At 70.3% G+C, this 14,646-nt stretch carries 17 protein-coding genes; 7 read left to right on the top strand and 10 right to left on the bottom strand.

Annotated elements, in window-relative coordinates; translation table 11 throughout:
• Nucleotides 1-32: 32 nt before the first annotated feature.
• The 3 genes from NEH16_RS00615 to NEH16_RS00605 are packed head-to-tail and all read right to left on the bottom strand — an operon-like array spanning nt 33 to nt 3,102.
• Nucleotides 33-893 carry a carbohydrate ABC transporter permease gene (locus NEH16_RS00615; protein WP_018524349.1) on the bottom strand — a complete coding sequence of 287 codons (861 nt, stop codon included), beginning with the start codon at nt 891-893 and terminating at the stop codon, nt 33-35.
• Nucleotides 890-1,807, bottom strand: a complete 918-nt coding sequence (locus tag NEH16_RS00610) for a carbohydrate ABC transporter permease (RefSeq protein WP_265538440.1) — start codon at nt 1,805-1,807, stop codon at nt 890-892. Before NEH16_RS00610 ends, NEH16_RS00615 begins: the two co-directional genes overlap by 4 nt.
• Before the next feature lie 8 nt (nt 1,808-1,815).
• Nucleotides 1,816-3,102 (bottom strand): ABC transporter substrate-binding protein, encoded by a 1,287-nt coding sequence (locus NEH16_RS00605; RefSeq protein WP_265538439.1) that lies wholly within the window; start codon nt 3,100-3,102, stop codon nt 1,816-1,818.
• A gap of 363 nt (nt 3,103-3,465) precedes the next feature.
• Between NEH16_RS00605 and NEH16_RS00600 the strand changes: the two genes are divergently transcribed.
• The 3 genes from NEH16_RS00600 (at nt 3,466) to NEH16_RS00590 (ending at nt 6,242) form a co-directional block, all read left to right on the top strand.
• Nucleotides 3,466-4,539, top strand: coding sequence for a LacI family DNA-binding transcriptional regulator (locus NEH16_RS00600; RefSeq protein WP_265538438.1), 1,074 nt, complete (start codon nt 3,466-3,468; stop codon nt 4,537-4,539).
• 12 nt (nt 4,540-4,551) lie between these two features.
• A complete protein-coding gene (locus NEH16_RS00595) occupies nt 4,552-5,313 on the top strand; it encodes a maleylpyruvate isomerase family mycothiol-dependent enzyme (protein ID WP_265538437.1) in 762 nt (253 codons plus the stop codon).
• 62 nt (nt 5,314-5,375) lie between these two features.
• A complete protein-coding gene (locus tag NEH16_RS00590; RefSeq protein WP_265538436.1) occupies nt 5,376-6,242 on the top strand; it encodes an alpha/beta fold hydrolase in 867 nt (288 codons plus the stop codon).
• Nucleotides 6,243-6,246: 4 nt separating this feature from the next.
• On the opposite strand, the gene NEH16_RS00585 is transcribed toward NEH16_RS00590, so the two are convergent.
• The 3 genes from NEH16_RS00585 to NEH16_RS00575 form a co-directional block, all read right to left on the bottom strand.
• Entirely contained in the window at nt 6,247-6,732 is a 486-nt protein-coding gene (locus NEH16_RS00585) for an ATP-binding protein (protein WP_265538435.1), read from the bottom strand.
• 111 nt (nt 6,733-6,843) lie between these two features.
• Entirely contained in the window at nt 6,844-7,260 is a 417-nt protein-coding gene (locus NEH16_RS00580) for an ATP-binding protein (protein WP_073966900.1), read from the bottom strand.
• Nucleotides 7,261-7,460: 200 nt separating this feature from the next.
• Nucleotides 7,461-7,826, bottom strand: a complete 366-nt coding sequence (locus NEH16_RS00575; protein WP_265538434.1) for a YybH family protein — start codon at nt 7,824-7,826, stop codon at nt 7,461-7,463.
• 98 nt (nt 7,827-7,924) lie between these two features.
• Between NEH16_RS00575 and NEH16_RS00570 the strand changes: the two genes are divergently transcribed.
• From NEH16_RS00570 to NEH16_RS00560, 3 genes are all read left to right on the top strand, one after another.
• Nucleotides 7,925-8,818: a LysR family transcriptional regulator gene (locus NEH16_RS00570; protein WP_265538433.1), complete on the top strand. Its 894-nt coding sequence runs from the start codon at nt 7,925-7,927 to the stop codon at nt 8,816-8,818.
• A gap of 73 nt (nt 8,819-8,891) precedes the next feature.
• Entirely contained in the window at nt 8,892-9,068 is a 177-nt protein-coding gene (locus tag NEH16_RS00565) for a hypothetical protein (protein ID WP_242442122.1), read from the top strand.
• A gap of 4 nt (nt 9,069-9,072) precedes the next feature.
• Nucleotides 9,073-9,381, top strand: coding sequence for a hypothetical protein (locus NEH16_RS00560; protein ID WP_073966896.1), 309 nt, complete (start codon nt 9,073-9,075; stop codon nt 9,379-9,381).
• A 26-nt stretch (nt 9,382-9,407) separates the two neighbouring features.
• Here the strand turns inward: NEH16_RS00560 and NEH16_RS00555 are convergent, their stop codons facing one another.
• From NEH16_RS00555 to NEH16_RS00545, 3 genes are all read right to left on the bottom strand, one after another.
• Nucleotides 9,408-10,253 carry a helix-turn-helix transcriptional regulator gene (locus NEH16_RS00555; protein WP_265538432.1) on the bottom strand — a complete coding sequence of 282 codons (846 nt, stop codon included), beginning with the start codon at nt 10,251-10,253 and terminating at the stop codon, nt 9,408-9,410.
• Nucleotides 10,254-10,336: 83 nt separating this feature from the next.
• Nucleotides 10,337-11,092: an SDR family NAD(P)-dependent oxidoreductase gene (locus tag NEH16_RS00550; RefSeq protein ID WP_073966894.1), complete on the bottom strand. Its 756-nt coding sequence runs from the start codon at nt 11,090-11,092 to the stop codon at nt 10,337-10,339.
• Nucleotides 11,093-11,238: 146 nt separating this feature from the next.
• Nucleotides 11,239-11,835 (bottom strand): TetR/AcrR family transcriptional regulator, encoded by a 597-nt coding sequence (locus NEH16_RS00545; protein WP_265538431.1) that lies wholly within the window; start codon nt 11,833-11,835, stop codon nt 11,239-11,241.
• A gap of 63 nt (nt 11,836-11,898) precedes the next feature.
• Here NEH16_RS00545 and NEH16_RS00540 point away from each other — a divergent pair, with 63 nt between their 5' ends.
• Nucleotides 11,899-12,777: an NAD(P)H-binding protein gene (locus tag NEH16_RS00540; protein ID WP_265538430.1), complete on the top strand. Its 879-nt coding sequence runs from the start codon at nt 11,899-11,901 to the stop codon at nt 12,775-12,777.
• Between the two features lie 162 nt (nt 12,778-12,939).
• On the opposite strand, the gene NEH16_RS00535 is transcribed toward NEH16_RS00540, so the two are convergent.
• Entirely contained in the window at nt 12,940-14,574 is a 1,635-nt protein-coding gene (locus NEH16_RS00535) for an alkaline phosphatase D family protein (RefSeq protein ID WP_265538429.1), read from the bottom strand.
• Between the last annotated feature and the right edge of the window lie 72 nt (nt 14,575-14,646).

Raw genomic sequence — 14,646 nt, 5'->3', positions numbered from 1 at the left:
CCTGGTTCTAGTGGTGCGTGGGGGCGGCCGGTTCAGCCCTTGACGGCGCCTTCGCCGACGCCCCGGAAGAAGAAGCGCTGCAACCCCGCGAAGAGGATGATGAGCGGCAGCACGGCGATGATCGTGCCCGCCGCGACGAGCCGTTCGTCGTTGGCGAAGGTGCCGTGCAGGTAGTTCAGGCCGATGGTCAGGGTGAAGTTCTCCGGATCGCTGAGGACGATCAGCGGCCACAGGAAGTCGTCCCAGGAGCCCATGAAGGCGAAGATCGCGACGACGGCGAGGGTGCCCTTGACGGAGGGCAGCGCGATCCGCAGGAAGCGCTGCCAGACGTTGGCCCCGTCCACGAACGCCGCTTCCTCGATCTCCACGGGCAGGTTCAGGAACGCGTTGCGCATCAGCAGCACGTTCATCGCGCCGACCGACCCCGGCAGCAGCACGCCGAGCAGGGTGTTGTTCAGCCCCAGGTCACGCATGGTGGTGAACTGGGCGATGATGATGCCCTCCACGGGTACGAGCATGGCGAGGATGAACGCCAGCGTCGCGGCCCTGCGCCCCCGGTAGCGGAGCCTCGCCAGGGCGTACCCGGCGAGCGCCGAGCCGACGCAGTTGGTGACCACGTTGGCGGAGGCGACCTTGAGCGAGTTCAGCGCGTAGTCCCAGACCGGGATCGTGTCGGCGACCCGGCTGTAGTTGTCCAGCGTCGGATCGCTGGGGAAGAACTTCGGCGGAGAGCTGAAGATGTCCTCGTTCGGGCCCTTCAGCGAGGTCGACAGCTGCCACAGGAACGGCCCGACGGTCAGGGCCAGGACCGCCAGCAGCAGCACGTACCGCAGCACGAGCTGCCAGACGGGGACGCGCCGGCCCTCGGCGTCGGTGGTCTTCAGGAAGCTCACGCGTCCTCCTTGCGGTCGGCGCGCAGCACCAGGAGCATCAGGCCGACGGTGACGACGAAGATGACGACCGAGATAGCGGAGGCGTAACCGACCCGCCCGCTCAGCCCGGTTCCGACCCGCTGGACGAGCATCACCAGGGTGGTGTCCTCACCGGCCGGTCCACCCGACGGGCCGGCCATCAGATAGACCTCGGAGAACACCTTGAAGGCGGAGACCGAGGAGAGGGCCGCGACCAGCACCATCGTGGAGCGGATGGCCGGCACGGTGACCGTGAAGAAGCGGCGTACGACCCCGGCGCCGTCCACGGACGCGGCCTCGTGCAGCTCCCTCGGCACGTTCGCCAGGGCGGCCAGATAGATGATCATGTAGTAGCCGAGGCCCTTCCAGACCGTAACCGTCATCGCGCTGCCCAGCAGCAGCCACTGGTCGCTCAGGAAGCCGACCTTGCCGATGCCGACGGCCTCCAGGACCGCGTTGATCAGCCCGCGGTCGTCCAGCATCCACACCCAGATCAGACCGACGACCACGATGGACGCGACGACCGGGGTGTAGAAGGCCGAACGGAAGAAGGTGATGCCCGGAATGTGCCGCTGGACGAGCATCGCCAGCAGCAGGGGCAGGACGACGAGCGCGGGGACGACGCCGACGACGTACAGCACGCTGTTGCGCAGGCCGGTCCAGAACATCTCGTCGTGCAGCAGCTCCCGGAAGTTCGCCAGGCCGACGAACGAGCCGGGGACCAGCGTCCGCCGGTCGGTGAAGGAGTTCACCAGCGTGCTGAAGAACGGATAGAGGCTGAAGGCGCCGACCACGATCAGGCCGGGCGCGGCGAACAGCCAGGGGCTGAGGGGCAGATGGCGGCGGATCCGGCCGGAGGGCCGGTCCGCCGCGGCGGTGGGGGAGGGGGAGTTCACGAGAGGGCTCAGCTCTGCTGCAACAGCCGGTCACACGCCTTGACAGCGTTGTCAAGAGCTTCCTTGGGGCTCTGCTTCCCTTGCAGTGCCTTGGCTATCTGGTTGCGCAGCTCGGTCTTCATCTGCTCGCTGAACAGCACCGGGGTGTAATTGACGGCCGTCTTCAGGGACTTGGCGGCGGCGACCCGGACGCGGGTCTCGTCCGTCCCGTCCTCCTTGGTGAAGTACGGGTCGTCGAGCGAGCCGGCGGTGCTCGGGAAGATGGCGACCTGCTTGGCGAACTCCATCTGGCGGGTCGCGTCGGTCACGAAGTGGGCGAAGGCCACGGCGGCGGGCTTGCGCTTGGACTGCGCGTTCACCATGACGCCCATGACGTACATGTTGGCCTTGCCGGTGCTGCTGACCTGGTCGGTGATCCCGATGTTCTTGTAGAGGCTCGGGGCCTGCTTCTTGAAGTTGGCCAGGTCGAGCGCGCTGCCCGGGTTCATCGCCACGGACTCGGTGAGGAACTTGTGGCCCGAGGACTCGGGGGTAGCGGTCAGCGCCTGCGGGTCGAGTGCCTTGGCGTCGTACAACTCCTTGTAGTGCGTGAGGAGTTCGACGCCCTTCGCGTCATTGAAGGCGAAGCCCGTGCCCTCCTTGTTCATCAGCTGACCGCCGTACCGGCCGAAGTCCTCGATGGTGGGGACGTTGGCGAGCGTGGCGACCTTGCCGTGGCTCTTCTCCGCCAGCTTCAGACCGTCCGCGAAGACCTCGTCGTAGGTGGTCGGCGGCTTCTGCGGGTCGAGTCCGGCGTCCTTGAACAGCCGCTTGTTGTAGAACATCGGGCCGGTGTTGAGGTACCAGGGGAAGGCGTACGTGCCCTCCGTGCCGGGTATCTGGTGGCTCTTCCAGGCGCCGTCCAGGTACTCCTTGCGGTACTTCGGTGCGGCCTTGTCGAGGTCGAGCGCGAGGCCGGCCTTGGCCAGCGGAGCCACCAGGTCGGGGGAGACGTTGACGACGTCGGGCAGAGTGCCGCCCGCCGCGTCCGCGCTGATCTTGTCCGCGTAGCCCTCGCCGGGGCGGTCGACCCACTTGACCTCGGTGCCCGGGTACTTCTTCTCGAAGTCCGCGATCACCCCGTTGAAGTAGTCCTTGAAGTTTGCCTGGAGGTTCCAGGTCTGGAAGGTGATCTTCCCTTCGACCTTGCCCGAGGCGTCGGACGAGTCCGAGCCGGATCCCCCGCCGCACGCGCTCAGCGGCAGGACGGTGGCGAGGACGGCGGCAGCGGCGACTGCTCTGCGGGAGATGTGCACGGTGAACGGCTCCTTTGCTCGGACCAGGCGCGCGAACGGTGGCCCCGGGGTCCCTGACCCGGCGGGCCGCGTTCGCCCGACAGACCCTGCAATGTGTCGGTGCTCAAAGTCAATACATTCACCGGAACGTAATCTCTGAACCCGGCATCAGTGCAGGTCAGGGCTTTGTGATCGGCTATTGACGCGGGCTTACTAATGCGCTTTAGATGGACATTGCTCAAGCGCTTTAGTCCTCCAGGGCCGGGGCGCTCGACCAATACGCGGGGAAGCTCTACGATGCCCTCGGGCGAGCGAACCCGACGGCCCGTCAGTACCCCATGCGCGGCAGGAAGTGAGGCACGGGTGGCTCCGAAGCGGCCGACCATGAAGGACATCGCCCAACGGGCCGGTGTCTCGGAGAGCGCCGTATCCTTCGCGCTCAACGACCGGCCCGGTGTCTCCGAGGTCACCCGAGCCCGGGTGCGGCGCGTCGCCGAACAGCTGGGCTGGCGCCCGAGCGCCGCCGCCCGAGCCCTCTCCGGCGAGGGCTCGGCCACCGTCGGCCTCGTCGTGGCGCGTCCGGCGGCCAACCTCGGGGTGGACTCCTTCTTCCTCCAGCTGATCTCCGGCATCCAGGAAGTACTGTCCGAGCGCCATCTCGGCCTGCTGTTCCAGGTGGTGGACGACGTGGCGGACGAGTGCGGCGTCTACCGCCGCTGGTGGGCCGAGCACCGCGTCGACGGCGTACTCGTCGTGGACCCGCGCACGGACGACCCCCGCGTCGCCCTCCTCGACGAACTCGGCCTGCCCGGCGTCGTCATCGGCGCTCTCCCCGGCACCGACACGGGTCCCCACCCCGGCCTCTCCCAGGTCCGCGCCGACGACGCCGGCGCGATGGCCGCGATCGTGGGCCGTCTGCACGAGCTGGGGCACCGCCGCATCGTGCACATCGCCGGCCTGCCCTCACTCGCGCACACGGACCGCCGCATCCGCTCCCTGCGCCTGGAGGCCGACCGGCGCGGCCTGACCGGGGCGCACTCGGCGACCACGGACTACTCCGACACCGAGGGCGCCGCCGCCACCCGCCGCGTTCTGGAGCGCGACGACCCGCCGACGGCACTCATCTACGACAACGACGTGATGGCGGCCGCCGGGGTGGCCGTGGCGGCGGGTCTCGGGGTCCGGGTCCCGGACGATGTGTCGGTGGTGTCCTGGGAGGACTCCGCGCTGTGCCGGCTCACCGCCCCGTGGCTCACCGCGCTCTCCAGGGACCCGGTCGCCTTCGGCCGCCTCGCGGCACGAGAACTCACGACCCTGCTCGACGGCGGCGCGCCCCGCACCGTACAGGTGCCCCTGCCCGACCTCATCGAACGCGGCAGCACGGCGCCCGTATCGCCGTCGACGCACGCCGCGAGCGGAGGACCCGGAAATGGGGTGCGGCCGGCTGTGCCGAGGTGATAGCCAAGCGATGTGACAAACCGTCTTGAATATTCTGACCTGCTGCGCCTGATCGACGAGCGGTCGGCCGCCTTCCGGAACGCGGTTGCCGCCGCACCCGGCCTTGACGCGCCGGTGCCGTCCTGCCCCGGGTGGACGCTGTTCGATCTGGTGCGGCACCTGGGGGCGGGCCAGCGCTGGTGGGCCGCGATCGTCGCCGCGGGCCGGGCCGAGGCTCCGCCGGCCAAGGACCCCGTCCACGCGCCGGGCGAGCCCAACGCGCTGCTGGCCTGGTACGCCGAGTCGAATGAACTGCTGCTCAGCGCGCTGCGCGAGGCCGGCCCGGAACGTGCGTGCTGGACGTGGTGGAGGGCGGGTGTGTCACCGGCCAATGCCTGGGGCGTCGCCCGGCGCCGGGTGCACGAAGTGCTGGTGCACACCTACGACGCCCAGCTCGCCGCCGGAGCCGTGCAGCCGATGCCCGCCGACCTCGCGGTCGACGGCGTCGCCGAGTTCCTCGACACCTGCAACTCCACCCCGGCGCCCTGGCCGCACGAGCCCGCCACCATCCACTACCACGCCACCGAAGGCCGCTCCTGGCTCCTCACCCTGGACGGCACCGGCGCCTGGCCCGCACCCCTCGCCGACGACGCCGCGCCCGCCTCCGCCTCGGCCACCGGCACGGCCGAGCAACTGCTCCTCTTCGTCTGGGGCCGCCTCACGCTGAGCGACCTGAAGACCGAGGGCGACCTACGGGTCTTCGAGCACCTGATCGCCTGGGAACCCGAGGAGTAGCCGGCGCACGCCACCGGCGGCACGGAACGCGTGCGGGCTACCCGAGCGGGAACGAGTGATGCGTGTACGAGAACTTTGCCACCAGCACGGTGGACACCGGCGACGCTTCCATCTTCGTCCGTCACGGGGGAGAAGGCCCTCCCCTTCTCCTGCTGCACGGCCATCCGCGCACATCGGCGACCTGGCACAAGGTCGCGCCGCTCCTCGTCCGACGCGGCTTCTCCGTCATCTGCCCCGACCTGCGGGGCTACGGTCGCTCCCGCGGTCCGGCGCCCTCTCCTGACCACGCCCCGCACTCCAAGCGGGCGGTGGCCGGGGACCTGGTCGAGGTCATGCGAGCGCTCGGGCACCAACACTTCGGGCTCGTGGGGCATGACCGGGGAGCCGCGGTGGCGCTCCGGCTGGTGCTGGATCATCCGTCCGCGGTGACCCGGGTGGCGTTCCTGGACGGCCTGCCCCTGAGCGAACACCTGGCACGCGCGGACGCCCGCTTCGCCACCGCGTGGTGGCACTGGTTCTTCTTCGCCCAGCCGGAGATCCCCGAACGCGTCATCAACGCCGACCCCGACGCCTGGTACCACGGCGACCCCTCGGTCATGGGGCAGGCGAACCACGACGAGTGGCGGGCGGCCACCAGGAACCCGGATGTCGTGCGCGCCATGCTGGAGGACTACCGCGCCGGGCTGACCATCGACCGGCGCCACGAGGAGTCTGACCGGGCACGCGGTGCCCGGATCGGATGCCCCACCCTCGTGCTGTGGTCGCTCCGGGACGACCTGGAGGACTTGTACGGCGACCCGCGCGACATCTGGCGCGACTGGGCCGACGACATCCGGGGCCACGGCATCGACGCCGGCCACCATGTGGCCGAGGAGGCTCCCGGCCCGCTCTCAACGGCCCTGGGCGACTTCTTCGACCAGGGCCGCTGATCCGTCACCAGACCGTATGCCCGGAGGACACCCGGTCGGCGCTGTCGGCGAGGGCCAGCCGGACGACCAGCCGTTTCCCGACCGGCTCCCTGCGGACCTCGAAGCTCTGGCAGACCATGAGCACGACCTCCAGGCCGTGCCGCCCGATGCGCGTCGGGTCGGCCGGTGAAGCGGCGGGGAGCACGGCGCCGGTGTCCCACATGCTGATAGTGAGCACGGCACCGTCGGATTCCAGGTCGAGCAGGCACGGCCCGGGGGCGTACTTGCAGACGTTGGTGGCCAGTTCACTGACGACGAGCTGGGCGACGTCCACCGCCCGGTCGGAAGCGGCCCACCCGCGCAGTACCTGTGCTTCGGAGAGGAAGCCGCGTACGAACTCGCGGGCCCGGGCGATCTCACCGGAAGCCATCTCGTACGCGGCGCTCCGGCGCAGGGTGTTCTCCCCGCCGAACTCCTGGTCGACGCCGTCGTGAAGCTGCTGCTGTTCCATGGATCCCCCGTACGGCAAACTGATTTTTCCGGCTCTCAGCCCGCTACCCCGGCATACGTATTTCACGCCACCCTCACCGAGTGATCGGCACCACGGCCGCAGGGGGGCCGGTCAACCCTCCTGGTTCGCCAGTGGCGGGCGGAAGCAGGCGATGACCATCTTGCCGTCGGCGCAGGGGCGGGTCTCCCAGTCGTCGGCCAGGGCGTCGACGAGGAACATGCCCCGTCCGCCCGGCCGGTCGGGGCTGGGCGGACGCGGTGTGGGCAGCGTGGTCGACGAGTCGTGGACGGCGACGTGCAGACAGTGCTCGTCCCAGGTCATCACCAACTGCGCACTGCTGTCGGCATGTACGTGGGCGTTGGTGACCAGCTCCGAGACGGTCAGCAGCACATCGTCGACCACCTCTGAGGCGTCGTCGGCCCACGGCAGTGTCTTCAGATGGTCACGCGCCCATTCCCGCGCGATCCTCACTTCGCTGTGGAGCGGCAGCGATCGCGCCCAGCCCACTGCACGCAGTGATTCCCCCATGATGTTCCCTTCATCGGTCCGGTGGCTACGCCTCGCGTGTACCCCCGGCCGAAGCGCTGACGCGGCACGGTCCTCGACCGGCGAAAACCTTCCGTCCGAATCCGCGGAAACGACCGGACCGCCGGAGCCGATAGCGCCCCGGAGGCGACGCATCCGGTCACTCACCGCCACCGGGGCAGCGACGCCCCAGGAGATCGCGGTCAGCGCGTCGGCGGAACGAACTCGGGCTGGTCGAGCAACCGCAACCAGCTCCCGTCGGGCTGGCGCCTGACGACCTGCGCCCGTGCCCCGGCCCCGTCCCCGGGCGGGGTCGAGGTGAGGGCAATGTCGCCGCTGACCAGCGTCGGCAGCGGCTGCTCCGGCTCGAAGTGGGGCCGGTTGGCCAGCACCTTCTCCCAGAGGGCACGGATCGCGTCGCGCCCGACCGTCTGCGCACCGGGCGGGTAGGCCATCACCGCGTCCTCCTCGTACAGCGCGGCGACCCCGGCCGCGTCACCGGCATTGGACCGCTCGACGAACAGGCGGGTGATGTCCTCGGGCCGCATAGCCTTCTCGTACTCCGGCATGGGTTCCTCCTCGCATGGGGTTCCGGCACTTCCCAGCGTGATCGCCCGCCTTCCAGAAGTCCAACAGATGGTTCTTCTGCAAACTAGAATGTGCAGGCATGGAACTGAGACAGCTGGAGTACTTCGTCGCAGTCGCCGAAGAGCAGAACTTCACCCGCGCCGCCGAGCGGGTGCACATCAGCCAGTCGGGCGTCAGCGCCCAGATCCGCCAACTCGAACGAGAACTCGGGGCGGAGCTGTTCGACCGGACGGCCCGCACGGTCACCCTCACCGTCGCGGGGAAGGCCGCGCTCGAACACGCCCGCGCCGCGCTCGCCTCAGCGGGAGCGGTCGGCCGGTCGGTGGACGAGGTGACCGACCTGGTACGGGGCCGGCTCACCGTCGGCATGGTCGTCGGCTGCACCCTCACCCCGCTCTTCGAAGCGCTCGCCGCCTTCCACGACGCCCATCCCGGCGTGGAGCTGGCACTGCTGGAGGACAGCTCCGACCGGCTCACCGAAGGGGTACGAACCGGCGTACTCGACCTGGCGCTCATCGGGACAGCGACAGCCGCCCCCGACGGGCTGCACGCGCTGACGATCATCAGCGAACGGCTCGTCGCGGCAGTCCCCGCCGGGCACCCTCTGGCCGAACAGCGGCGGGTCGTCCTGAGAGACCTGGTCGCCCACCCCCTCGTATGCATGCCGCCCGGCACCGGCCTGCGCGCCGTACTCGACCAGGCATGCGCCGCCCAGCACCTCCGCCCTTCGATCGCGATGCAGGCCGGCGCCGCGGACGCCATCGCGGACCTCGCCGCCCGCGGCCTCGGCGTGGCCGTCCTCAGCGAATCGATGGCCGCGTCCCACCGCGACCGCCTCACCGCCCGCACGATCGACGACGTTGGGACACCGGCACTCCTCGCCCTGATCTGGAAGAGCGCACACAACCCCGCGATACGGGAACTGCTCGCGCACAGCCGAAAAGCCTTCACCGGTTCCCACGGCAGGGAATAGCCGAGAATCAGAGCGCCGCGACTGGGTACCCGATCTTTGCAGCCGCTCGCATACAGCAAAGGACGGAATCATCGTGACATCAGAAGAAGGCCAACGGGCTCAACGATTCTGCAAGGCGTGCGGTACGCCCGCCGGCGACGAGAAGCTGTGCGAAAAGTGCGGAGCCGTGCTGGGAATGCCCGACGCGGTGGGTCTGGTGGACGACGAGGCAGCAGTGGCGCGGCGCGTCTTCGAGGAAAGGAACCGGTAGTCACATGACCAGTTTCGTCATCACCGTTCCCGGCACCTTCGGCGTCGACATCACGGACTCCACGAAGTCCACCCTGGAGAGTGCACTGGCTTCGCAGCACACGGATGTGAGCGAGAGCGAAGGATTGGACCTGCTCACGCTCAACGAAGACGGCACCTTCTCCGTCCGTCTGGAAGTAGAAGCGCCGGACCGCTATGAGGCCGAACTCAATGCCAGCAGGATTCTCACCGCGGCCTTGAAAAAGGCAGGAATCGAAGAATCCGACGCCCCCCTCGGCCCACCCGCGGTAACCGGAATCGACAGCGACATCTGAGCCCCGGGCGGAGGCCGCCGGTGCTCTCAGGTGCCCGCCACGCGCGCTCCCAGCACCGGCAGCAGCCGCAGCTTCTCGTCGTCCGCCGAACCCGGAGTGGCGGTGTATACCAGCAGCGTCTGGTTCTGCTCCGGGTCCAGCAGGACTTGGCACTGAAGGGTGAGAACGCCCAGCTCGGGGTGGCGTACCAACTTGGGATCCACACGCGGTACGTCGATCTCGTGTGCGCTCCACAGGCCGGCGAACTCCGGGCTGCGCTCCAGCAGGAGGTCGCGCAGGTGCTCCGCGCGACCGCCCGCACCCTGCCGCGAGTAGGCGGCGCGCAGACCGGAGGTGAAGAAACGGCTGTGGAGCGGATGGTCCTCCTCCGGATACAGCAGCCGGGCGCGGGGATCGGTGAACCACCGGTAGGTGAGGCTTCGTTCAGGCCCGGTGAATCGCGTCTGGTCGCCGAGCAGCGCGATGGCCGCCGGTGTCTGGGCGAGGGTCTCCGCCACATCGCTGACGACCTGCGCCGGGGTGTCGTCCAGCCGCCCGAGGATGCGCATCAGACCGGGCGTGATGTGGTCCGAGCGGAGGTTGCCCGGCCGGGAGGGGGTGTTGTGCCCGGCGATACGGAACAGATGGTCGCGCTCCGCGAGGGAGAGGCGCAGACCGCGGGCCATGGCGGCGAGCATCGGCTCCGAGGGCTGCGGCCCGCGCTGCTGCTCCAGCCGGCTGTAGTAGTCGGTGGACATCCCGCTCAGCGTCGCCGCCTCCTCCCGGCGCAGACCCCGGGTACGGCGGCGCGGCCCGCGAGGCAGTCCCACGTCCTCCGGTTGCAGGGCTTCGCGCCGGGTGCGCAGGAAGTCCGCGAGTTGAGCTCGATCCACGGTTCCAGTCTCCCTCGTGGCCCCGGTGGCTGACATCCGGGGCGTGGTGGTGGAGGTGTACGGGCCCGGGCGGGCCGCGTGCTTCAGAGCAGCATGCCGCCCGACGCCTCGATGCGCTGCCCGGTGATCCAGGTGGTGCCCTCTGCGAGCAGCGCGGCAGCGGCGGCGCCGATGTCGTCGGGCTCACCGGGGCGTCCCATCGCGGTGACACCGCTCAGCATGGAGCGCATGCCCTCGTCGTCGCGGACCCCGCCGCCCCCGAAGTCGGTGCCGGTGGCGCCCGGTGCGAGGGCGTTGACCGCGATGCCGCGCGGCCCCAGTTCCTTGGCGAGGTAACGGGTGAGGATCTCCACGGCACCCTTGGCCGCGGCGTACGCGGCGGTCGGCGCGGCGATGAAGCGGGTCAGACCGGTGGAGACGTTGAGGATGCGGCCACCGTCCTTGATCAGGGGCAGCAGGGCCTGGGTGAGGAAGAAGACGCCCTTGACGTGGACGTCCATCAGCCCGTCGAACTGCTCCTCGGTGGTCTCCTCGAACGGCGCGTGGACGCCGTGGCCGGCGTTGTTGACGAGAATGTCGAGGTCGTCGCGGCCCCACTCCCGGGCCAGCGTCTGACGCACCTGCGCGGTGAACGCGGGGAACTCGGCGATGTCCCCGGTGTCCAGTCGCAGGGCGATCGCCGTACGGCCCAGCTTCCTGGCCTCCTCGACGACGGCCTCGGCCTCGTCGGCGTGCGAGCGGTAGGTGAGGATCAGGTCGGTGCCGGCCTCGGCGAGGTGCAGGGCGGTGCTGCGGCCGAGGCCCCGGTTGGCGCCGGTGATCAGGGCGATGCGGGGCATGGTGGCTCCATTCGGTTCGAGGCGGGCGAACCGGCCGGTCCGCCGCTGTTCTCAACGATCGCGCGCCCCGGGGCCCGGATGAAGGCCGCAATTATCCAGGGATCGCCAATCCCTGCTTCAGCGTCTCCGACCGGGAGCACGGCCGGTCAGGGCAGTTGGCCGAAGGCATGGTCGGCATCGGCCACGGCCTCGGGGTGGACGTCGCGGGCGGACCGGCCGTCGGCGATCTTCTTCCAGTTGGCCCGGGCGAGTACCCGTTGGACCGCGAGTATCTGGGCGGCCAGCAGCCGTGCCCGGATGCCTTCGCCGAGGGCGTCCGCCAGCGCCTCTTCGTCCTCGAGCTGGTACCGCGTGAGCCGTCCCGCCAGGCTCGGCGTGGTGAAGACCAGCCGATGGAACGCCACCACCTCGGGGTGATCGCTCAGGCCGGTGACGGGGTCGTGCCGATCGAGGGCGGCCAGGAAGTGCAGGTGCAGCGCCGTCACCGGCTCGGTGCCGGGGCCGCGGTCGCGCACGACGCGGGCAGCCTCGCCTTGGTGGTCCGCGAACCGGTGCAGCACCAGGTCTTCCTTCGTGGGGAAGTACCGGAAGAGGGTCGGCTTGGAGATCTCGGCCGCCGCGGCGATGTCGTTGACCGAGACGCTGTCGAAGCCACGCTCCAGGAACAGCGAGACGGCGGCATCGCCGATGGCGTCACGCGTCCGCTCCTTCTTGCGGGCCCGCAGCCCCGTCGACTCGCTCATGTGACCACCGTAACACTTGTTACCAAGTTGCTTTTGTAACTGGGTAACGCTTTCATGGGCGGCATGAATCAGACAGACATTCCTCCCGTACTCGTCACCGGCGCGACGGGCCGGGTAGGCCGCGTCGTGGTCAATGAGCTCCTAGACGCGGGCGTGCCGGTCCGTGCCCTCATCCGCCGCCCTGAGGCGGCGGCGACGCTGCCGGCGAACGTCGAGGTCCACATCGGTGACCTCACCGTGCCCGAGTCGCTCGATCCCGCGTTGAAGGGCGCCGGTGCGGTCCTCCTCGTCTGGACCGCACCGCCCCGGACTGCAGAGGCGGTCATCGAGCGGCTGGCAGCCCACGTACGGCGGATCGTCTTCCTCTCCTCCCCGCACCGGACTCCGCACCCCTTCTTCCAGCAGCCCAACCCCATGGCGGTGCTGCACGCCGACATCGAGCGGCACATCGCGGCCACCGGACTGGAGTCGACGATCCTCCGGCCGGGGATGTTCGCTTCGAACGCGCTGGCCTGGTGGGCCCCCGCAATCCGGGCCGGCCAGGCCGTCCGGTGGCCGTACGGCGCCGCTGAGTCGGCACCGGTCGACGACCGCGACATCGCAGCCGTCGCAGCGCGAACGCTCTATCAGGACGCATACGTCGGAGGCGACTACGTGCTCACGGGCCCCGAATCGCTGACCCAGGCCACGCAGCTGGACGTCATCGGTGACGCCCTGGGCCGCCGGATCGCATTCGAGGAGATGACACCGGACGAGTTCCGACGCCTTTGCGCGGGTACGGTGCCCGACTCGGCCGTCGACATGCTGCTCGCCGCGTGGAGCGCGGCGGTCGGGCAGCCCGCGTACATCACCACGGCGGTGGCCGACATCCTCGGGAGGCAGCCACGAACCTTGCGTCAGTGGGCAGCCGACCACGCCACCGAGTTCACGCAGGGCCCGTAACCACGACGGCGGCCACGCCGCAGCCCACCGCCCGGTCAGGCCGGGTATCGGCCCGAGCGCGTGGGCGCGCATCGGACCGTCGGCTCCGGATCCGCCGACGGCGCGAGCCATTACGAGGCGGCCCCGGCGGTCGGCGCCGGGACCGCCCACTCCAGGCCTGCGCTACGCGAGCTTCCGGTCCGTGATCGTCCGCAGGGCGCTCGTCCCGGCACGATCCGCCCGGGCCTGTTCCAGGCGCAGCCGCGCCGACCGGCCCCGGAAGGTCAGCGTCATGATCTGGTTGCCGAACCAGGGACCCCCGGTCCTGCGCCAGCTCACCGCCGGCGGCGCGCAGCGTCCGTGCCGGGCGATGCGCCGGCCGAGGGCCCGTGCCAGGGCGCTCCAGCCGAAGCGGAAGCCGAGGCGCATCGAGAGCGGCACGGAGTTGTGGACGGGCGAGCAGGTCAGCTGGGCCACCCGCGCGTCGGGCGCACGCCCCGGCCAGGACGGCTCGGCGATGTAGGCGTGGTGCACGTCGCCCGACAGCACGCTCACCGTCGCGGGCGCCTCCGGTCCCGTACCGGCCTCGGCGATCAGGTCGCCCAGCGCTTCGAAGGAGGAGGGGAAGGCGGCCCAGTGCTCCAGGTCGGCCCCGCGCCGGATCCGTTCCCCGCGCTCGGCCCAGCGCTCGCCGCGCTCGCCGCCGCACATCGCGGCGTTCCAGGCTTCGACGTCGTGCACCAGGTGGGGCAGCAGCCAGGGCAGGGAGGTGCCTATCAGCAGGTGGTCGTACGAGCCCCGCTCGTCCAGGATCTGCTCGCGCACCCAGGCGGCCTCCTCCGGGTCGAGCATCGAGCGGCGGTCCTCCGCCAGGACGCGGGCCGCGCGGGAGTCCACCATCAGCAGCCGGGTGCGGCCGAAGTCGCGCCGGTAGCTCCAGCGGACGGAGGCCGCATCGGCGTCGGCCCGGGTGGCGAACGCGCGCAGGTCGGCGGTGCCGTCGGATGCCTCGCGGACGGCCGCGTACAGCGGGTCGGCGGCCAGCTCGGCCGGAGAGAGGTTGCCCAGCTGCTGGTACACCCAGTAGGACATGAGCCCGCTCAGCAGCCGCTCCTGCCACCAGTCGGTGGCGCGCATGTCGGTGAGCCAGGCGGCGGAGGTGTTCCAGTCGTCGATGACGTCGTGGTCGTCGAAGATCATGCAGCTCGGCACGGTGGACAGCAGCCAGCGCACCTCCGGGTCGAGCCAGGACTCGAAGTAGAGGCGGGTGTACTCCTCGTAGTCGGCGACCTGGTCGCCGGGCGGTTCGTCCAGGTCGCGGCGGTCGCCGATCCAGCGGCGGGTGGCTTCGGACACCTCGTCGGCGTACACCTGGTCGCCGAGCAGCAGCAGGACGTCGGGGCGGTCGCCCTCGGGGTCGGCCGCCATCCGGGCGGCGAGGGTGTCCAGGGCGTCCGGGCCCACCGGGTCCTTGCCGCCGGCCGGAGGCGCGGCCCAGCGGCAGGAGCCGAAGGCGACGTGCAGCCCGTCGTCGTCGGTGGGCGTGGCGATCACCGAGGGCGGGAAGGGCGAGTCGGGCGGCGGCCACACGCTCGCACCGTCGAGGAGTACCTCGTACGGCGTCGACGTGCCGGGGGTCAGACCTTCCACCGGGACCAGGGCGTAGTGGTGGCCGCCCACGAGGAAGGTGCCGGCCGTGCCCCGAGCACCGTCGGCGCAGCGCACCTCGGCTGAGCAGGGGCCACTCGTCTCGACCCAGACCGTCGCGCACGAACCGTCGGTGTACCTCAGCAGTGGCCCCAGGCGCAGTCCCGCCATGATGATCCTCTCCTTCGTCGCCCCGTACGGTACGGGGCGACGAAGGCTGGTGGGAGGGCCGGGGCCGAACGG

This window comes from Streptomyces drozdowiczii, from assembly GCF_026167665.1.
GTDB lineage: Bacteria > Actinomycetota > Actinomycetes > Streptomycetales > Streptomycetaceae > Streptomyces > Streptomyces drozdowiczii_A.
The sequence above is the reverse complement of the archived record's forward strand: the minus strand, read 5'-3'. Positions and strand labels throughout refer to the sequence as shown.